The 18,787-nt window shown below is 67.5% G+C and carries 16 protein-coding genes and 1 pseudogene; 12 read left to right on the top strand and 5 right to left on the bottom strand.

The features are described from left to right. Positions 1-132 precede the first annotated feature (132 nt). The 12 genes and pseudogenes from FZ938_RS16875 to FZ938_RS31055 all read left to right on the top strand — a co-directional run. Positions 133-1,572: an NAD-dependent succinate-semialdehyde dehydrogenase gene (locus FZ938_RS16875; RefSeq protein WP_149199622.1), complete on the top strand. Its 1,440-nt coding sequence runs from the start codon at positions 133-135 to the stop codon at positions 1,570-1,572. An 84-nt stretch (positions 1,573-1,656) separates the two neighbouring features. Beyond that, a complete protein-coding gene (locus FZ938_RS16870; protein WP_149199621.1) occupies positions 1,657-2,355 on the top strand; it encodes a GntR family transcriptional regulator in 699 nt (232 codons plus the stop codon). Positions 2,356-2,404: 49 nt separating this feature from the next. Then, positions 2,405-3,214, top strand: a complete 810-nt coding sequence (locus FZ938_RS16865; protein ID WP_149199620.1) for an HpcH/HpaI aldolase family protein — start codon at positions 2,405-2,407, stop codon at positions 3,212-3,214. Continuing rightward, the gene (locus tag FZ938_RS16860) at positions 3,211-3,996 is read left to right on the top strand and encodes an enoyl-CoA hydratase/isomerase family protein (protein ID WP_149199619.1); all 786 of its coding nucleotides are present in this window, start codon (positions 3,211-3,213) and stop codon (positions 3,994-3,996) included. Before FZ938_RS16865 ends, FZ938_RS16860 begins: the two co-directional genes overlap by 4 nt. 39 nt (positions 3,997-4,035) lie before the next feature. Further along, the gene (locus FZ938_RS16855; RefSeq protein ID WP_149199618.1) at positions 4,036-5,211 is read left to right on the top strand and encodes an acyl-CoA dehydrogenase family protein; all 1,176 of its coding nucleotides are present in this window, start codon (positions 4,036-4,038) and stop codon (positions 5,209-5,211) included. Positions 5,212-5,270: 59 nt separating this feature from the next. Beyond that, complete coding sequence (locus FZ938_RS16850) at positions 5,271-6,980, top strand: FAD-binding protein (RefSeq protein WP_149199617.1); 1,710 nt, start codon at positions 5,271-5,273, stop codon at positions 6,978-6,980. Between the two features lie 20 nt (positions 6,981-7,000). Then, positions 7,001-8,230: a CaiB/BaiF CoA transferase family protein gene (locus FZ938_RS16845; protein ID WP_149199616.1), complete on the top strand. Its 1,230-nt coding sequence runs from the start codon at positions 7,001-7,003 to the stop codon at positions 8,228-8,230. Between the two features lie 7 nt (positions 8,231-8,237). Continuing rightward, positions 8,238-9,833 (top strand): GMC family oxidoreductase, encoded by a 1,596-nt coding sequence (locus FZ938_RS16840; protein WP_149199615.1) that lies wholly within the window; start codon positions 8,238-8,240, stop codon positions 9,831-9,833. Positions 9,834-9,882: 49 nt separating this feature from the next. Continuing rightward, positions 9,883-10,866: a D-2-hydroxyacid dehydrogenase gene (locus FZ938_RS16835; RefSeq protein WP_149199614.1), complete on the top strand. Its 984-nt coding sequence runs from the start codon at positions 9,883-9,885 to the stop codon at positions 10,864-10,866. 182 nt (positions 10,867-11,048) lie between these two features. Then, positions 11,049-13,397, top strand: a complete 2,349-nt coding sequence (locus FZ938_RS16830; RefSeq protein ID WP_149199613.1) for a methyl-accepting chemotaxis protein — start codon at positions 11,049-11,051, stop codon at positions 13,395-13,397. 51 nt (positions 13,398-13,448) lie between these two features. Continuing rightward, positions 13,449-14,561: an NAD(P)/FAD-dependent oxidoreductase gene (locus tag FZ938_RS16825; protein ID WP_149199612.1), complete on the top strand. Its 1,113-nt coding sequence runs from the start codon at positions 13,449-13,451 to the stop codon at positions 14,559-14,561. 169 nt (positions 14,562-14,730) lie between these two features. Continuing rightward, positions 14,731-14,877: pseudogene (locus tag FZ938_RS31055) on the top strand (ISKra4 family transposase); the annotation flags it as partial. Between the two features lie 127 nt (positions 14,878-15,004). Here FZ938_RS31055 and FZ938_RS16820 read toward each other — a convergent pair. Genes FZ938_RS16820 through FZ938_RS16800 form a run of 5 tightly spaced genes read right to left on the bottom strand, consistent with a single transcriptional unit; the run spans position 15,005 to position 18,758 of the window. Beyond that, positions 15,005-15,337 (bottom strand): AzlD domain-containing protein, encoded by a 333-nt coding sequence (locus tag FZ938_RS16820; RefSeq protein ID WP_149199611.1) that lies wholly within the window; start codon positions 15,335-15,337, stop codon positions 15,005-15,007. Next, positions 15,324-16,025 (bottom strand): AzlC family ABC transporter permease, encoded by a 702-nt coding sequence (locus FZ938_RS16815; protein WP_149199610.1) that lies wholly within the window; start codon positions 16,023-16,025, stop codon positions 15,324-15,326. The genes FZ938_RS16820 and FZ938_RS16815 overlap by 14 nt, the downstream gene beginning before the upstream one ends. Further along, positions 16,025-16,429, bottom strand: coding sequence for a PaaI family thioesterase (locus FZ938_RS16810; protein WP_174757494.1), 405 nt, complete (start codon positions 16,427-16,429; stop codon positions 16,025-16,027). The genes FZ938_RS16815 and FZ938_RS16810 overlap by 1 nt, the downstream gene beginning before the upstream one ends. Further along, a complete protein-coding gene (locus FZ938_RS16805) occupies positions 16,426-17,667 on the bottom strand; it encodes a CaiB/BaiF CoA transferase family protein (RefSeq protein WP_149199608.1) in 1,242 nt (413 codons plus the stop codon). The genes FZ938_RS16810 and FZ938_RS16805 overlap by 4 nt, the downstream gene beginning before the upstream one ends. Before the next feature lie 41 nt (positions 17,668-17,708). Further along, positions 17,709-18,758 (bottom strand): TRAP transporter substrate-binding protein, encoded by a 1,050-nt coding sequence (locus FZ938_RS16800; RefSeq protein ID WP_149199607.1) that lies wholly within the window; start codon positions 18,756-18,758, stop codon positions 17,709-17,711. Positions 18,759-18,787 lie beyond the last annotated feature (29 nt).

Below are 18,787 nucleotides of genomic sequence, written 5' to 3'. Positions count from 1 at the left end.
TCGGCTCCACATTGATCACAAAAGCCAACAATCAGGCGGCATGTCAATTTATTTTGCCGACAATTCGACGTTGACAGTGCGCAATCATCATGGAATCGTATGGCAAATCAGAGATAAATGAGGCGAATGACAATGAATCGTCGGCATGACATGCTGATCGGCGGCGAATGGCGGCCGGCGTCGTCACGGGCAAACTACGACATCGTCGATCCGGCGACGGAGGAGCCCATCGGCAGTGCGGCCCAGGCCGGCGCCGAGGATGCGGCTGCGGCCATCGTCGCGGCCAATGCCGGGTTCGAGATTTGGCGCCGCACCGGTCCGTGGGAGCGGTCGGCGGTCATTCGCCGGATTGGTGCGCTGATTGGGGAGCGCCGTGAGGAAATCGCCCGCCTCATCACCGAGGAGATTGGCAAGCCGCTCGACCAGGCGCACGGCGAAGTGCAGATGACCATCGACCTGTTCGACTGGTTCGCCGACGAGGCACGGCGGATCTATGGGCAGGTGATCGAACCGCGCGGACTCGGCAGCCGGCAGCATGTGGTGTTCGAGCCGGTCGGGGTGGTTGCCGCCTTCACAGCCTGGAACTTTCCGGTGCTGCTGATGTCCCGCAAGATCGCTCCAGCACTGGCGGCGGGCTGCTCGATCATCTGCCGGCCTGCGGAAGAGGCACCCGGCGCCGTGCTGGCGGTCGGCCGCTGCTGTGTGGAGGCTGGCGTCCCGGCTGGTGTCGTCAACATCCTGACCGGGCAGCCCACCGACATCACGCCCGCTCTGCTGGCCGACCCGTCGGTGCGCAAGATCACTTTCACCGGCTCGGTCCCTGTCGGCAAGCTGCTGATGCGGCAATCGGCCGACACGGTCAAGCGGGTGACCATGGAATTGGGTGGTCACGCTCCCGTCATTGTTCACGACGACGTCGACATCGAGGCGGTCGCCCGGAAATCGGTTCTCGCCAAATTCCGCAATGCCGGGCAGGTCTGCGCCTCGCCCACCCGCTTTTACGTGCACGAAAGCAAAGCCGATCGATTCGCTGAACTCTTCGCCGAACGGGCGCGGTCGATGCGGTTGGGGCATGGGCTGGAGACCGGTGTCGACATGGGACCCCTCGCCACCCGGCGCCGGCGCGACGCCGTCGAGCGGATGGTGGAGGAGGCGCGCGATTCCGGCGTCAAGGCCGCCGCAGGCGCTGCTCGCCCGGCGCATCTGAAGCGCGGCTATTTCTACGAGCCGACCGTCTTCGTCGATGTGCCGGAGGACGCCGCGGTCATGAGGGATGAGCCTTTCGGCCCGATCGCCACGATCTCACGCTTTTCGTCGTTCGACGACGTCGTCCGGCGTGCAAACGGGCTGGAATATGGTCTGTCAGGCTACGTCTTCACGGGATCGCTGGCGCGTGCGCACGAGACGGCGGCGGCGCTGCGGGTCGGCGTGGTCGGGATCAACACCTTCGTCGCGTCCAACGCCGAGACCCCATTCGGCGGCGTGAAGCAGAGCGGTTTCGGACGCGAGGGCGGCGCGTTGGGCATACGCGACTATCTCGATGCGAAATTCATCAACATGGAACTGGCCTGATCTTACACGCAAAGGATGCTGTTGTTCAGCGGCGATTGCAGATAAAAAACACGCTGCCTGTTCAACGGATATGGAATTTTCGTCATGCCTCGCACCGTGATTGCAGACAATGCCGCCCCGCTGGAACGAGCGCCGACGGAGCCGCTCGTCGAGGCGATCGGACAGCGCGTGGAACGGATGATCATCAATGGGGAAATTCCGGCGGGCGGCAAGCTGAACGAGTATGCGCTCGCCCAGCAGTTCCAGGTCAGCCGCACCGCGCTGCGCGAGGCGGTGCGGACGCTCGAACGGTCCGGTCTCGTCACCATCCTGCCCAACCGCGGCGTGTTCGTGCGCCGCGTCAGCCTGAAGGAGGCGCTCGACCTGTTCGACGTCCGTGCCGGTCTGGCCCGCACCGCCGGGCGGCTGATCGCGGCGCGAGCGACCGACGCGCAGATCGCTGACCTGACCAGCCTGCACGCGACGATGATCGCCGCTTGGGAAGCGCGGGATGTTTCCCGCTACTACGCCCTCAACCAGACTTTCCACAGCCTGCTTATGGCCTGTTCCGGCAACGAGCGGCTGGCCTCGCTGTACGAGATGCTGTCGAACGAACTGCACCTGTTCCGCCGACGCAATCTCGGCAACTCCGCCCAGCTCGAAGTGTCGATCCAGGACCACGCGAAAATCCTGGATGGCATCACCGCCCACGATCCGGGCAAGACCGAGCGCGCCTTCGAACGGCACATCCTGATGGGCAAACAACGCATGCTGGACACGCTGTCCGCCCAGCCGGAGGAGTGACGATGGTTTTCCCCGGCTGGCTCCCAATCACCGACAAGGATATTCCCAGATGCTGGCCCAACCGCCGGTTGCCACCAACCATGCCAAGCAGAAACTGATCGCCGGCGACCTGTCCCTTGGGATGGGTCTGCGCCAGGCGCGGACGGTCGATATCGCCCGCATCGCCCACAGCTGTGGATTTGACTGGCTGTTCATCGACATGGAGCACAACTCCATGAGCCTGGACACGGCGGCACAGATCGCAATGGCGGCGCTCGACGTCGGCATCACGCCGTTGGTCCGGGTTCCCGGTCACGAGCATTTCCATGCCAGCCGCCTGCTCGACACCGGAGCGATGGGCATCGTCGCGCCGCACGTCAACACCGCGCAGGAGGCGCAGCGGATTGTCGACAATTGCCGGTTCCCGCCGATGGGCAAGCGTTCCGTTCCCGGAGCGCTGCCGCAGACCGGCTTCCATCCGATGGCGGTGGCCGACCTGATCGGTGCGATGAACGCCGCCACCCTGGTGGTGGCCATGATCGAAACGCCGGAAGGGGTGGAGAACGCCGACGCCATCGCCGCGGTGGAAGGGATCGATGTCCTGCTGGTCGGGGGCAACGACCTCGCGGCGGAATACGGCGTTCCGGGGCAGTTCGGCCATGACCATATCCGCACGGCGGTCGATGCGGTGGTCGCGGCCTGTCGCCGGCACGGCAAGTTTCCCGGTGTCGGCGGTATCTACCACCATGACCTGATGGCCCACTACATCGAACGCGGCGCTCGCTTCATTCTCAGCGGGTCGGACCTAGCCTTCATGATGGCTGGCGCCAACGCCCGCACCGCGTTCCTGCGCGCGCTTCCAGAGTTCGCGGCACCATGACCGGGGAGCCTGCCGGTGGTGTCGTCGTCGAACGCCGCGGCGGCGTCGCTGTGATCCGCCTTGCCGCGCCGCCCTTGAACCTGCTGACTCAGCCGTTGCGCCGCGCGATCACCGACGCCGTGGCGGCTGTCGATGAGGCCGACGACGTGCGGGCGGCGGTGCTGACTGGGGGCGACTGCTTCTGCGCCGGTGCCGATCTGAAGGAATTCGGTGTGCGCCGCGATCCGGACGTCGCGCGCGACCATTGCCGCAACGGTCACCGGATGACGCTGCGCCTCGTCGCCTGTGCCAAGCCGGTCGTCGCGGCGGTGGAAGGGGCGTGTCTGGGCGGTGGGTTCGAACTGGCGTTGGCCTGTGACCTCCGGGTGGTGGCGTCCGACGCCCGCCTCGGATTGCCGGAGGTCGCTCGCGGCACTTTTCCGGGCACCGGCGGCCTTTATCTTCTGCGGCGTCTCGCCGGTCCGGCGCGCGCCAAGCGACTGGCCGGAACCGGCATGATCGTCACCGCGGACGCATCCGTGATGGCGGAGGTGGTTGACCAAGTGACGCCACCGGGCGGCGCGCTCGACGCCGCGCTGGCGCTGGCGGCGACCCTGGCCGAGAGGCCGGCGGGCGCGGTGCAGGCGGTCAAGCGCCTTGTCGATCACGACCTGGCCGCCGGTCTGCGGGATTATCTGGACGCCGAGGAGCGCGATTACGTCGCCCGTTATCGGACGCGCGACGCGGAAGAAGGGTGGAACGCCTTCCTGGAGAAGCGCTCCCCCGCCTGGACACACAACTGACACCGGGGCGGCGCGGCCGACCCGGCGCTGGAGACCGATATGAGCAGCGGCCTTTTCCTGGCGCGGCGCGACGATCTCGCGCCGTACCTCAGCGACGTGCATTTCGAATTTCGCGAGAACGTCCACAAGTTCCTCGAAAAGCACGCCGATCCCGATTACATCCGCGCCTGCGACGAGGAGAAGCGGTTTCCCGCGGAGCTCGTCCGGGCGGTGGCCGAACAGGGCTGGTTCGCCGTGAACCTGCCGGAGGAGCATGGCGGCGTCGGCGGCGTGCTCGACATGGTGGCCATGCTGGAGATCATCGGCTACCACAGCGTCGCGCTGGCCCGGTACTGGAACATGAACGTCAACATGGTCGGTGGCGCGCTGGCCCGCTTCGCCAGTCCGGCCATCAAGCAGGCGGTGCTGCCCGCGTTGGCCGAGGGGAAGACTTTCTTCGCCTTCGCACTCAGCGAGAATGGATCGGGTTCCGACGCGGCCAACCTGACCACCACGGCGCGGCGGGAGGGCGACGACTTCATCGTCAACGGCACGAAGATGTGGATCACCGGCGCGCTTCAGGCCGATTACATTCTCACCGCCTGCCGCACCGGCCGTGGGGCCACCCCGCACGACGGCATCAGCCTGCTGCTGATTCCGGCCAAGACGCCGGGCATCGCGATCGTGCCCATCGACATGCTGGGCGGTCATGCCATCCGCACCTGCGAGGTCAATCTGGTGGACGTCCGCGTGCCGGCCACTCAATTGGTCGGCGACGAGGGCGCGGGATGGAAGCGGGTGATGACGGTCCTGGCGAAGGAACGCGTGGCGCTGGGCGCCATGTGCGTGGGCGCCGCGCAGGCGGCCTTCGATCTGGCGCGGTCCTACGCGATGGAGCGCAATCAGTTCGGCCGTCCAATCACCGCGTTCCAGGCGGTGTCGCACAAGCTGGTCGACATGCAGACCAGGATCGACGCCAGCCGGTTGCTGGTCTACCGCGCCGCCCGTCTGCTGGCCGACGGCAAACCCTGCTCCGCCGAGGCGTCGCAGGCGAAATGCTTCGCGTCCGACAGCTACATGCAGGTCGCCGTGGACGGTGTCCAGATCATGGGCGCCAACGGCTATTGCAGCGAGTTCGCCATGCAGCGCCATTTCCGCGAATCGAAGCTGTTCCAAATCTTCGGCGGAACCAACGAAATCCAGCGGAACATCATCGCGCGGGACATCCTCGCCTGATCCCTGGCCGACGCCGCGCCGAGCGCGCGCGGTTCAAGCAGACTGATTGGAGACTCACAATGGCCACTCTGCCCATCGGGGTCGAGCGTGTGAAAACCGACGTCGTCGTCGTCGGCGGCGGCGGTGCCGCGTCGCGCGCCGCGTTGTCGGCCCGACAGGCCGGGGCCGACGTCCGCCTCGTCGCAAAGGCGCCGCTGAAGAGCGGCGGCAGCACCGTCCATGGCGCCAGCGAGATCATGAGCATGGGGGCCGCCGGCTTCGGGGACGGGCGCGACAACCCCACGGTCCATTACGACGACACGATGCGGGCGGGACGCGGCTTCATCGACCCGGAATTGGTGCGCGTGCTGGCGGAGGACGCGCCCGGTCGCATCCGCGATCTGATGGAGTTGGGCGTCCGGTTCGACCGCGCGGGGGCCGATGCCTACAAGCTGATCCGCAGCGACTTCGGCAGCTACGCGCGGGCGATGGGGGTTTCCGGCAAGACCGGACACGCCTTCGTCCAGGCCATCGCCGAACGTCTGACCGAGCTGGGCGTCGTCGTGGACGCGCCGGTCATGCTGGTCGATCTGGTGCGGGGAGCGGACGGTGCCGTCGCCGGCGTGCTGGCCTACGACCCGTCGCGCCGCGTCCTGATCCACTACGAGGCTCCGGCGGTCGTGCTGGGCACCGGCGGCATGCATGGCGCTTTCGAACGGCAAGTCTCGACCGCCGAGATGACCGGCGACGGGCAGGCGATCTGCTTCCGCCACGGGGCGGAACTGGTCAATCTGGAGTTCCACCAGTTCGGGCCGGCTCTGATCCATCCCTATGTGCAGCTTTTCAGCAAGTCCTGCTTCGTCCTGCATCCCCGCATCACCAACGCCGAGGGCGTCGAGTTCCTCCCCTCCTATCTGCCCGATGGCGTGACCGTCGAGGAGGTTCAGGATGAGAAGGTGTTCCCCTTCACGACCACCAACGTCTCGCGTCATCTCGACATCGCCATCGCGCGGGAGGTGGACGCCGGGCGCGGGACACCGCATGGCGGGGTCTATTTCTCCTTCGCGCATGTCGCACCCGACCGCATCGCGGCGGTCATTCCCAACACGGCCCGCTGGATGCGCCAGCGCGGACTGGATGTCCAGAACGACCGTTTCGAGGTCGGCATCGCCTTTCAATGCATGAACGGCGGCGTGCGGATGACGAACGCGGACGCGGAGAGCACGATTCCCGGTCTCTATGTGGTCGGCGAACTGGCGGGCGGCGTGCGCGGCCCCGACCGGCCGGGCGGCAACTCCCTGGCCGAAGGGCAGGTGTTCGGCCACCGGGCCGGCGCGGCGGCGGCCCGTCGCGCCGCCGCGACGACGGTCGGTCCCGCCGCGACCTTGACCGAATCGCTGGATGGCCTCGCGCAGGCGCTGGCGACGCGGCCTTCCGGCATGCCCGACCTTGTTGGCATCGAAGCTTCGGTCCGGCGCGCCATGCAGCGTCATTGCCTGGTGGAGAAATCCGCCGAAGGGCTGGACGTGGCGCTGGCGACGGTGCGTGAGGCGCAGGCCGAACTGGACGGCGCGCTGGGGTTGACACCGGACACCCTGCTGCCGGGCCTCAGCCTGCGCAACCTCGTACAATCCAGCGAACTGGTGCTTCGCGCCTGCCGGCAGCGGGCGGAGACACGCAGCGGCCATTACCGGGTCGACCATCCGGAAACCGACGACGCCCATTATCTCGGTTGCTTCGTCTGGACGCGCGACGGCGACGCCGCCGCCATGCGCACCCTGACCTATTGACCGTTGCGGAAAGAGAAGCCATGAGCACGTCCCCCCAGCCGTTGTCCGGCTACCGTATCCTCGACCTTACCGTGATGACGGCGGGCCCCGTCGGCACCATGATGCTGGGCGACCTTGGCGCCGACGTCGTGAAGGTGGAGGAGCTGAACCAGGGAGAGCTGTCGCGCGGCATCGGGGCCGTCTACGTCAACGGCGAGAGCAGCATCTTCCTGTCGCAGAACCGCAACAAGCGCAGCATCCGGCTCGACTTGAAGCGGCCGGAAGGGCGCGCGGTCTTCCTGCGCATGGCGGCCTCCGCCGATGTGATCACCGAGAACTTCCGTCCGGGCACCGTGGATCGCCTGGGCATCGGCTACGAGGCCGTGCGCAAGGTCAACCCATCCGTCGTCTACGCCAGCGTGTCGGCCTTCGGGCAGACGGGTCCCTACGCCCATCTTCCGGCCAACGACCCGGTGATCCAGGCGCTCAGCGGCCTGATGGCGATGACCGGCGAGGCGGACGGCGCCCCGGTGCGCATCGGCAGCCCCTATCCCGATTTCGGTGCCGCCGCCCTGCTGGCCTTCGCGGTCTCGGCGGCGCTGCTGCACCGGGAACGGACGGGGCAGGGGCAGAAGCTGGAGCTGTCGCTGCTGAACGGTGCGATCTTCAGCTGCATCCCCCGCGATGGTGAAACGTTGCGCAGCGGGGCGGCGCCGCCCCGGCTGGGCAGCGGCCACCCGACCTTCGTGCCCTACCGGAACTACCGGGGCGCCGATGGTTCCTTCTTCTTCCTGGCCTGCTTCACGGAGAAATTCTGGACTGCCCTGTGCGAGGGCGTCGAGCGTCCCGATCTCGCCGCCGACCCGCGCTTCCGCACCAACATCGACCGCTGCGCCAACCGCGACGCGCTCGACGCGGAACTTGACCGGATCTTCGCCGCGCGCCCCACCGCGGAGTGGCTGGACATCCTGGCGAGGGCGAATGTTCCGGCCGCGCCGATCCAGGACCTGCACCGGACGTTGCGCGACGATCCGCAGGTGGCCCACAACCGGACCCTGGTCGAGCTTGAGCATCCAACCGCCGGCACGGTGGAGATGCTGGCCCTGCCCATCGATTTTGGCGGCACCCCGGCGCAATACCGCCGGGCGGCGCCGCGCCTGGGCGAGCACACCGACACGATCCTCAGCGAGTTCGGATTCTCGGACGCGGAGCGGCGCGACCTTCAGGACCTCGGTGTCGTCGCCGGCCTGTCCGCCGCCGTTGCCGGGTGAGGCGGCCATGGAGTTCGACTACATCGTCGTCGGGGCCGGGTCGGCCGGCTGCGTGCTGGCCGCCCGGTTGACCGAGGATCCGACGGTTTCCGTCCTGCTGGTGGAGGCCGGCGGGCGCGACATCCATCCCTTCATCCACATTCCGGCGGGCTTTCTGCGGCTGCTCGACCATCCGACCATCAGTTGGCGCTACCGCACCGACCCCGACCCGGAAACCGGCGACCGCGCCATCCTGTTCCCGCGCGGCAAGGGGTTGGGCGGTTCCAGCTCGATCAACGGGCTGCTCTATGTCCGGGGACAGCCGCAGGATTACGACCACTGGGCGCAGCTCGGCAATCGCGGCTGGTCGTTCGAGGACGTGCTGCCTTACTTCAAGCGGTCGGAAAGCTGGCAGGGTGCGACCAGCGCGTGGCGCGGCCGGAACGGGCCGCTGTCGGTGTCGGAATTGACCGAGCGGCCGCTGCTGTGCGAGGCCATCGTCGCCGCCGGCGAGGAGGTCGGACTGAGCTATCGCAGCGACATCAACGCGGTGCCGCACGACGGCATCGGCTACTACCAGCAGACGAGGCGCGGGCGGTTCCGGGCCAGCGCGGCGCGCGGCTATCTGGCCCCGGCGATGAAGCGACCGAATCTGGCCATCCTGACCAACGCCCATGTGCGGCGCGTCACCTTCGACGGACGGCGGGCGACCGGCATCGAGTATGAGCGCGGCGGCGCAGCGCAGGTGGCGACGGCCCGGCGCGAGGTGATCCTGTCGGCTGGCGTGGTCGGCTCGCCGCAGCTTCTGCAACTGTCCGGCATCGGAGCGCCGGACCTGCTGGGGCCGCTCGACGTTCCGCTGCTGCACGCGTCGTCCGGCGTCGGCGGGAATTTGCAGGACCACTACGTCGTCCGGCTGACCTACAGGATGGCGGGGACCGAGACGCTCAACGAGCGGGCGCGCGGGCTGTCGCTGATTCGCGAGATCGTCCGCTATGCCCTGACCGGGGACGGTGTCCTGACCTACAGCGCGGCTCTGGTTGGTGCCTTCGTCAAGGTGCTGGAGGAGTCGGCTTCGCCCGACGTTCAGTTCGTCATCGCACCCGGCAGCTTCAAGCACGGCCGTCTGGGCGAACTGGACGATTTCCCCGGAATGACCTGCGGCTGCTGGCAAATGCGCCCGCGCAGCCGGGGCAGCGTCGCCATCCGGTCCCGCGACCCGCGCGAGGCACCGGCGATCCGGCCGCGCTACCTCAGCGACCCGGCGGACCAGCGTGCCACCGTGGCCGGTCTGCGCTTCGGGCGGCGGCTCTGCCGGGCCCAGGCACTGGCCGGCTACCGCGAGGCGGAGATGGTCCCCGGTCCGGCGGTGGAGTCCGACGACGAACTGCTGGACTACGCGCGCCGCAACGGATCGACCGTCTACCACGCGGTCGGGACCTGCCGGATGGGAACCGACGCCGGGGCCGTCGTCGACCCGTCGCTACGCGTGCATGGCGTGGAGAGGCTGCGCGTCATCGACGCCTCGATCATGCCGACCATCACGTCGACCAACACCAACGCCACCACCATCATGATCGCCGAAAAGGGCGCGGACCTGCTGCGGTCCCGTCTTCCTGCCTGATCCCGACCCGCCATCCCAACGCCGTGATCCCAATTCCGGGGGAAATCCCTTGCACAGCATCGTCTTTCTCGACCGCGCCACCCTGGCACCGGACATCGATCTCCGACGGCCGGCCTTCGCGCATCGCTGGACGGCGTTCGACCGGACCGGCGCCGATCAGGTGGTGGAACGGCTGCGCGGCGCCACCATCGCCATCGTCAACAAGGTCCCGCTCTGCCGCGACGCGCTGATGCAACTGCCGGATCTGCGCCTGATCGCGGTTGCGGCGACCGGCACCGACATCATCGATACCGACGCCTGCATGGAACGTGGCATCACGGTCTCGAACATCCGCGACTACGCCGTGCACACGGTCCCGGAGCACAGCTTTGCGCTGATCCTCGCCCTGCGGCGCGGGATCGTCGGCTATCGCGAGGATGTCCGCGCCGGCAAATGGCAGGAATCGGGTCAGTTCTGCTTCTTCACCCATCCCATCGCCGACCTGCACGGCCAGACGCTCGGCATCGTTGGCGAGGGGGCGATCGGGCAATCGGTGGCGGCCATCGGCCGCGCCTTCGGCATGCGCGTCCTGTTCGCGGCCCACAAGGGAAGCACCGGGATGGGACCGCTCTACACGCCGTTCGACAGGCTGCTGGCCGTCAGCGACGTCGTCACGCTGCATTGCCCGCTGACGCCCGCGACGCGGAACCTGCTGTCGGATCGCGAATTCGGCCTGATGGCGCGGCGGCCGATCATCGTGAACACCGCCCGCGGTGGCCTGATCGACGAGGCGGCGCTGGCTCGGGCGTTGCGGGCCGGAATCGTTGCTGGAGCCGGTATCGACGTCTGCTCTTCCGAACCGCCGCCGGCCGATCATCCGCTGATGGCGCTGGCTGGTCTGCCGAACGTCATTCTCACGCCGCACGTAGCCTGGGCCGGACGGCAATCCATGCAGGCGCTCGCCGACCAATTGATCGAGAACATCGAAGGGTTTGCCGGTGGGGTGCCGCGCAACATCGTCGCCGCGCCATCCGCCGTTTCGCCGCGGGATTGATCACCGCCCGAAAGCGCGTCCGAAGCTCCCGTGCATCCATGGTCGGATGCGCAGCCTGGGCCGGGCGCCCCTGTGGTGCCCGGCCCTTTTTTCCAAGGGCGGAAGCCGCGCTTTCGGCTCCGTCGGCATGACGAGGCAAGAACGACAGGGGCCGCCCAAGTGCCCTGGACAGGGAGGATGGAATGACGATACGGACCCGGATCTTCGGGGGATTTTTCCTGATTCTGGCGCTGGTGGTGGTGATCGCCGCGATCGGCTGGCACACGCTCGGCCGGTTCGGCCAGCGCGTCGACACCGCCTTGCGAGCTCAGGCGGTCACGGCCGGCATCGACGAGATGGTGCTCGCCAGCAACCGCTTCCTCTACGGAGGCGCGCGTTCCGACGATCCCTCCGCTGCGCTCGCGGTACGCCGGGTCCAGGAAATGATCGCCGATCTGGCGGCCGTGCCGGGCGTGGACGCGGACATGGTGGCTCGCATGCGGACGTCCGTCGACGACTTTGACGGCAACCTGCGCCGTTATGCCGAGCGGGAGCTCGCCAAGCAGCGTCTGGCCGGCGAACGGCGCGCCACGGTCGCTCTGTTGCAGACGACGGCGGTGGCGATGGTGCCGCAGCAGGACCAGCGCATGAAGGCCGCGCAGGCCGTGATGGAGGAGGCGCGCGAGCAGCAGAAGAAGGTCGACGGGGATCTTCAGCTTCTCGATTTCCTCGGACGCTTCGTGCTGGAGCTGAAGGTCGCCGAAACCGCGCAGGTGGCCGGCGACGCCGCCGGACGCGATTCGGTGGGGCAAGCGTTGACGCGGATCGAGCAGGTCGCCAAAAGCCTTGCCGGCCGCTTGACCGATACGGCTGTGCTGGCGGATGCGCTGGCGGCCTATCGGAATGCCTTCGCCGACCCGGCGGGACTTCGCGGGTCTCTGGCGCCGTTGTGGGTGCCGATCAAGAGCGCCGTCGATGCTCTGATCATGGGCGGCATCAACGAGCGGACCGCGATTGTTGGCCGGTTCGACGAGGCTGCGTCCGGTCTTGGTCGCGCCTTCGAACTGAAGGCCGCCGCTCTCACCGCCATCGCCGAAGCGGCCCGTGCCGAGACGGCGGAGGCCGCGCTGGTCGGGGGCGCGGATCAAACGGTGGTAACCGCGCTGGAAGCTGGCGCGGACACCATGATGCGGGCAGCGGACAGCCTGCTGTTCTGGGCGAGCGACGCCGGCGCGCGCGCCTCGGTGCAGGATCTGCGTGGCCGCATCTCCGTCTACAAGGAAAGTCTGGCGACACTCGTGGAGGCTGGAATCGCGCAGGCCGAGTTGGCCCGGCGCTTCGAGGAGGGCGCCGCGTCCGCTCTCGCGGCGGCGCGCGATGTTCGCGATGCGGAACTGACGCGGATCGGTAACGAGCATGGCCGGGCCAACTGGCTGCTTGGTGGCGGGGTGCTGGCCGCGTTGGCGCTGGGAGGGGGCCTGTCCTTCCTGATCGGCCGAGGCATCGCGCTGCCGCTGTTGCGGATCGTGACGGTCATGCGCCGTCTGGCCGGGGGTGACACCGCAGTGACGATTCCTGGTCGCGACCGCTCCGACGAACTGAAGGATGTGGCCGACGCGGTGGAAGTCTTCCGCGACAACGCGATCGCGATGGAACGGCTGAACGCCGATCAGGCGCGCCTGACGCAAAAGGCGGAGGCCGAGAGGCGCGCGATCATGCAGGATCTGGCCGACCGGTTCGACAGTACGGTTGGCGGGGTGGTGGATACGATCGATCTGGCGGCCCGCGCCCTGCACGGCCGCGCCAACAGCTTGACCGAAAGCGCCGAAAGCACGATGCGGGAAACCGCGGCGGTGGCGATCGCCATCGGACAGGCGTCCAGCAACATGCACACCGTCGCCATTGCCTCGGAGCAACTGTCGAGCTCGATCAATGAGATCGCCGGACAGGTGGCCGAATCGTCGCGCATCAGCCGCGCCGCCGCCGAGACCGCGCAACGCACCAATCAGCGTGTGGAAGGGCTGGCCTCCACCGCCGAGCGGATCGGCGGCGTGGTCGAGCTCATTCAGAGCATCGCCAGCCAGACCAACCTGCTGGCGCTCAACGCCACCATCGAAGCCGCCCGCGCCGGCGATGCCGGCAAGGGATTCGCCGTCGTGGCCAGCGAAGTCAAGAGTCTCGCATCCCAGACCGCCACGGCGACCGAGGACATCGCCCTCCAGATCCAGGCGATTCAGAAGGAGACACGCGGTGCGGTCGAGGCGATCCAGGGCATCGCCGCGACCGTGACGGAGGTCAGCCGCATCGCCGCCGCCATCGCGGTCGCGGTCGAAGAGCAGACGGCAGCCACCGGCGAGATATCGCGCAACGTGCAGCAGGCCGCCCACGGCACCCAGGAGATATCCGGCAGCACCGCCAGCGTGAAGCGGATCTCCCACGAGGCCGAACGGTCGGCAGTCGAGGTTCTGCGTGGCACGGAGGATTTGGGCGTGCAGGCCGACGCATTGCGTCGGTCAGTGACGGAATTCGTGCGGGGCATCCGGGCTGTGTAAGCCGCTCAGTCGGCGCGCATCGGAACAATCGGTCAGGGAGAGGCTTTGGATATGGAACGGGTGGAGTGTGTGGTGGTGGGCGCCGGGGTGGTGGGGCTGGCGGTCGCGCGGCGCTTGGCACGCGCGGGCCGGGAGGTGGTGATCGTCGAGGCGGCCGGAGCGATCGGTACCGGCATCAGTTCCCGGAATTCCGAGGTCATTCACGCCGGCATCTACTACCCCAGCGGCAGCGACCGCGCGCGGCTGTGCGTGGCGGGGCGGGAGGCGCTCTATGCCTATTGCCGGGACCATGGGGTGGCGCACCGCCGCCTCGGCAAGTTGATCGTCGCCACTGGGGACGATCAGTTGGCCAAGCTGGACGCAATCGGACGCCAAGCCGCCGCCAACGGCGTTGAGGATCTGCGTCCGCTCGACGCGGCGCAAGCGCGGGCGCTGGAGCCGAACCTGCGCTGTGTCGGTGCGCTGCTCTCCCCATCGACGGGAATCATCGACAGTCACGGGCTGATGCTGGCCCTTCAGGGCGACGCGGAGGGCGCCGGCGCCATGCTGGCCTTGTCCAGCCCGCTGGAGCGGGCACACTGCGAGACGGACGGTTTCATACTGGAGGTTGGCGGGGCCGAGCCGATGCGGCTGGCGTGCGGTGTGCTGGTCAACGCCGCCGGTCTCGGCGCCTGGGCCGTCGCGTGCGGATTGGAAGGGTTTCCAACCGCGCAGGTGCCGCCACGCGTGCTGGCCAAGGGCAACTACTACGCGCTGGGACAGGGCCGTTCCCCCTTTTCCCATCTCATCTATCCGGTACCGGAGGATGGTGGCCTGGGTGTCCATCTGACGTTGGACCTTGCCGGTCAGGCGCGTTTCGGTCCCGATGTCCAATGGCTTGACCATCCGGACGCAGCTATCGACTACATCGTGGACGCAAAGCGGGCTGATGCCTTCTACAACTCGGTGCGTGCCTATTGGCCCGCTCTGCCCGACGGTGCCTTGGTACCGGCCTATTCCGGGGTGCGGCCAAAGTTGAGCGGCCGGGGTCAACCCCAGGCCGATTTCCTGCTTCAGGGACCGGAGCGTCACGGAGTTCCGGGTTTGGTCAATCTGTTCGGCATCGAGTCGCCAGGGCTGACCGCGTGTCTTGCCATTGCCGACGCGGTGGCGGACATGGTGTGACCGTGCGGCGACGGCCGATGGCCCCCTCGTCCTCCTGGCGGGAACGGGCCGGGCACTGCATTAGGGCCTGTTGACATTCACCACGTTACCAAGACAGTGGCCACGAGGTGGATGTAAAGGCCGAATGTAGTTTGGTTCTCCCGCACTTTGCGTGATGCTGGTGGCACCGGTGCAATGGACGAAGCTCGGTGCCCATCGGCTGGTGCAAATCCGCACCCGGACTCTCGATGGCACCCTACGCGACACCTCCACGGTGTGGTACCCAGCTATGGCCACCAACGCCTCCTCGGCCCCGGTCACCAGAAAAGCTGTTTGAGTACCCCACACTCTGCATGCTCTCCAGGTTTGCCACCGGTCTCGCCTATCAAAGTCAACGCTCCTTTTATGGCGTTACCCCATCCCGGAGGGCGGCAGCGCCGCTTCGGTCCGGCGGCGCGGCGCCGTCACGCAGGCAGCGCCGCAGCGACCAGCCCGTAGGCTAGAGTACCGGTCAGGACGGACAACAGGACGCTCCCGCGCCACAGATGGACCAGGACCACCGCCACGCCGGCCAGAGAATGATCGAGATGAAGTACCGGCATGCGCGCATTGTCGTCCCAGAAGAGCAGCAATGTGATAAAGGCGCTCAGCACAGCCTCCGCCGCGCAGCGCAGCCAGAAATCCACGGACGGGGCGAGGGTCAGTCGCGAGACCAGCGCGAGCGGTACGGCCCGCAGCAGAAAGGTGCCCAATGCCATAAACCCCAGGGCAAGCATCAAGGGATCAAGAGCGTCCACGACCCCTCCAGACAATCCAGGTTGCAGCAATCATCGGGCCGAGAAGAAGGGCGATGTCGGCACCGGCTGCAACGGCGACTGCCATGGTCACGGCAGCCGTCGTTGCAGCAAGCCCGGCCATTGAGCGCCCGCCGACCCGGATTCCGGTGACGACCATCGTGATCAGGAAGGCCGGGAGCGCGAAGCTGGCCGCCTTCTCGATCCCGGCCGGCAGCGCCGTGCCGAGGAACGCCCCGGCGCCGGCACCAAGACAGTAACCGGCATAGCCCACGAAGCCGGTAACTCCGAAGAACAGCGGCTGCCCGCCGGTCACGGAGAAGCGCCGTACCGCAGTGGCGAACGGCCCGTTTCCGACCACGTGGCTCAGCACTGCGAGCACCATCAGCGGACGGCCGCGGAAATGCGGGGCGAGCGACGCTGCCATCAGCATGAAGCGGGCGTTGATGAACAGCGCCAGGAGGATGGCCAGCACCATGCTGCCGCCACCGCTCAGCGTCTTCAGCGCGGCCAGCTGCGCCTGGGCGGAGAACATGAGCACCGATTGCAGCGACACGTAGCCCGGCGTGAAGCCCAGGGTGGTGACCCCATAATGCCCCAGGCTCCAGGCCAGGATGAAGTAGGAGACGGCCAGGGGAAAGCCGTCGCCAATGCCGTCACGGATCTGCATCCAGGCCGATTGCGGAGCCACTACCCGCCTCCCTTGCCGATCCGGCGTTTGAAGCTGCCCTGCGCGGTCGCCACGATGGCGCCCTGTCCGTCGCGAATCTCGCCGCTGGCGAAATAGATGCTCCGGCCGCCGCCTGTCGTCCGCCCGACGGCATGGATGCGGCCCTGGCAGACCCGCGCCACATAGTTGATGGTGAGCGACAGCGTGACGCCGTGACGCTCGCCGCCATGCACCTCGGTGTAGAGGCCGGAATAGCCGCAGGCGGCGTCCAGCAGTGTTGCCACCACACCGCCCTGCAGGCTGCCCTGCCGGTTCATGTGACGCGGCTCGACCTCCAGCATGAATTCCGCCTCGCCCGGCTGCCACCGCACCAGCGACAGCCCGATCATCGTGAGGAACGCATTGTTGCTGAGGTCGAGGCTCATGCGGCGTCCGCCGATCCCTCCGCCGACACGCTGTCGGTAGGAGCGGCGATGGTGCCGTCGCGCAGCCATCTATCGATCTCGGCCTCGGAAAAGCCGGCCGAACGCAGGATCTCGTCGGTGTGCTCACCCAGCCGCGGCGCCGGCGTGTTGTGGTCGCGCCGGGCTGTGGACCAGCGGGACGGCATGCGCATCTCCAGCAGGCGCCCCTCCGTCGGGTGCTCGACTGTCTGGAAGAAATCCACCGCCTTCAGGTGCGGATCCTCCAGCAGGCTTTCCGGCGTGTGCAGCGGCATCGCCGGGATGTCCGCCCGGGCCAGGGCATCCAGCCAGTCGGCCGTGCTGCGGGTCTTCAGCTCATCCGCCACCATGCTGTAGAGTTCCGCAATGTGGCGGGTGCGGGCGGAAATGTCGCGCAGCCGCGGGTCGCGATCGAAGGCATCGGCCTTGCCGATCAGCCCGAAGAATGCCCGCCAGTGGCGGTCGGTGTAGACGACCACGCAGACGTGGCCGTCGCGGGTCTCGTAAGGCCGCCGGTGCTGCGCCAGCAGCCGGCCGTACCCCATGCCGCCCAGTGGCGGATCGAAGCTGCGGCCGCCCATATGGTCGCCCAGCACGAACTGGACGATGCTTTCGAACATCGGCACCTCGACGCACTGCCCCTCGCCGGTGCGGGTGCGGTGCATCAGCGCCGCCAGGATGACGTTCGCCAGGTTGAGGCCGACGACGCGGTCGGCCAGCACCACCGGCGCATATTGCGGGTGTCCGCCTCCGGCGGCCTGCATGGCAAGCGAAGGGACGGCACCCAGCCCCTGGATCAGGTCGTCATAGGCCGGGCGCCCGGCATAGGGGCCGTCCGATCCGAATCCGTGCGCCCCGGCATAGATGATGCCGGGATTCACCGCCGCAACCTCCTCGTAGCCGAGGCCCAGCCGCTTCATGGCCTGCGGCCGGGCGTTGAAGACGAACACGTCGGCGTCTTCAAGCAGTTTCAGCAGGATCGATCGGCCCTCGGGGGCCTTCAGGTCGATGACCGCGCTGCGCTTGTTCCGGTTGGCATGGAGGTACAAGGCCCCCATGCCCGGATTGCGGGACGGCCCGACCGCCCGCATGCTATCGCCGGCCGGGGATTCGACCTTGACGATGTCGGCCCCGAAATCTCCCAGGATCTGCGTCGCGTAGGGTCCCATCATCACCGTCGTCATGTCGACGATGCGGATGCCCTGCAAAGGCGCTGCCATGATGCGTCTCCAACTGTCCCGCATGGTGCCGGCTCGGCCGGTCAGTTGCTCTTGGTCTGTCCGTCTTTCGCCAGCGCCGCGCGGAACGCCTTCAGCGTTTCGGAGCCCGGCTTGCCGCGCTGGTCCAGAGACTTCGCCCAGTCGAGGGCGACCTCGCCCGTTGCGGCGTCGATCTTGTCCTGCTCGGCCTTGGTGAAGGTGATGAACTTCACGCCCTTCTCCTTCAGCCGCTCGGTGGCCGCCTTCTCCTGCGTGTCGAAGTTCTGGCAGGCGTGGCGGGTGATCTGGTCGCCCGCGGTCTTCAGGATATCCTGGACGTCCTTCGGCAGGCCGCGCCACTTCTGGTCGCCGATCGAATAGGTGACGACCACGGTGCCGAAATTCTGGCCGGTTGTTGCGCTCTTGGTGATGTCGGTGAGCTTGTAGGATTCGACACTGACGAAGGAGAGCAGCGTGCCGTCGATGGTGCCGCGCGACATCGCCTCGTAGATCTCCGGCGGTGCCATGCGCACCGACACCATGTCGAGCTTGCGCAGCGTCAGATCCTGGGCGCCGCCGCTGGCGCGCAGCTTCTTGCCGGCGAGGTCGGCCATGCTGTTCACCGTCGCAGAGCCGCCGAGGACGACCTGATAGGGCGGCAGCGCCGCGATGAAGAGCGGCCGGATCTTGTTCGGCTTGAATTCATGCTCGTAGAGATATCCGCCCTCGCGGCTGGCGAGGTCCCAATAGGCCGACATCACCTGGCAGGTGCTGGAGAAGGACCCCGGCAGTTCGGCCACCGCCGACAGCGGCATCTTCTCGGAAACATAGGACGGCCCGACATAGCCCACATCGATCATGCCGGCCTGGGTGAGCTGCAGAAGGTCCTTGGCCTTGCCGACCTGCTCGGCCGGGTAATACTGGATCTCGATGCGGTCCTTCGAGAGCGTCTTCACCAGCTCGATCCACGGCTTGGTCGAGGTCTCGGAGATGATGTGCCCAGCCGGCAGCGAGTCGGCCACGCGCAGCGTGACCTTGCTCTGCGCCTGGGCGCCGAAGGTCCAGCCGGCGAGCGCGACGGCGGCGACGGACGACAGAACGATGCGTTTCATGACGGGTCCTCCCTTGGAGTTTTCTTGAA

Origin of the sequence: Azospirillum oryzae, from assembly GCF_008364795.1 — a bacterium.
In the GTDB taxonomy this organism is placed as follows: domain Bacteria; phylum Pseudomonadota; class Alphaproteobacteria; order Azospirillales; family Azospirillaceae; genus Azospirillum; species Azospirillum oryzae.
The sequence above is the reverse complement of the archived record's forward strand: the minus strand, read 5'-3'. Positions and strand labels throughout refer to the sequence as shown.

What these genes read in the sequence shown, in the direction of transcription:
- FZ938_RS16875 (WP_149199622.1), top strand. Translation starts at nt 133, where the DNA reads ATGAATCGTCGGCATGACATGCTGATCGGCGGCGAATGGCGGCCGGCG.
- FZ938_RS16870 (WP_149199621.1), top strand. Translation starts at nt 1,657, where the DNA reads ATGCCTCGCACCGTGATTGCAGACAATGCCGCCCCGCTGGAACGAGCG.
- FZ938_RS16865 (WP_149199620.1), top strand. Translation starts at nt 2,405, where the DNA reads ATGCTGGCCCAACCGCCGGTTGCCACCAACCATGCCAAGCAGAAACTG.
- FZ938_RS16860 (WP_149199619.1), top strand. Translation starts at nt 3,211, where the DNA reads ATGACCGGGGAGCCTGCCGGTGGTGTCGTCGTCGAACGCCGCGGCGGC.
- FZ938_RS16855 (WP_149199618.1), top strand. Translation starts at nt 4,036, where the DNA reads ATGAGCAGCGGCCTTTTCCTGGCGCGGCGCGACGATCTCGCGCCGTAC.
- FZ938_RS16850 (WP_149199617.1), top strand. Translation starts at nt 5,271, where the DNA reads ATGGCCACTCTGCCCATCGGGGTCGAGCGTGTGAAAACCGACGTCGTC.
- FZ938_RS16845 (WP_149199616.1), top strand. Translation starts at nt 7,001, where the DNA reads ATGAGCACGTCCCCCCAGCCGTTGTCCGGCTACCGTATCCTCGACCTT.
- FZ938_RS16840 (WP_149199615.1), top strand. Translation starts at nt 8,238, where the DNA reads ATGGAGTTCGACTACATCGTCGTCGGGGCCGGGTCGGCCGGCTGCGTG.
- FZ938_RS16830 (WP_149199613.1), top strand. Translation starts at nt 11,049, where the DNA reads ATGACGATACGGACCCGGATCTTCGGGGGATTTTTCCTGATTCTGGCG.
- FZ938_RS16825 (WP_149199612.1), top strand. Translation starts at nt 13,449, where the DNA reads ATGGAACGGGTGGAGTGTGTGGTGGTGGGCGCCGGGGTGGTGGGGCTG.
- FZ938_RS16810 (WP_174757494.1), bottom strand. Translation starts at nt 16,429, where the DNA reads ATGAGCCTCGACCTCAGCAACAATGCGTTCCTCACGATGATCGGGCTG.
- FZ938_RS16805 (WP_149199608.1), bottom strand. Translation starts at nt 17,667, where the DNA reads ATGGCAGCGCCTTTGCAGGGCATCCGCATCGTCGACATGACGACGGTG.
- FZ938_RS16800 (WP_149199607.1), bottom strand. Translation starts at nt 18,758, where the DNA reads ATGAAACGCATCGTTCTGTCGTCCGTCGCCGCCGTCGCGCTCGCCGGC.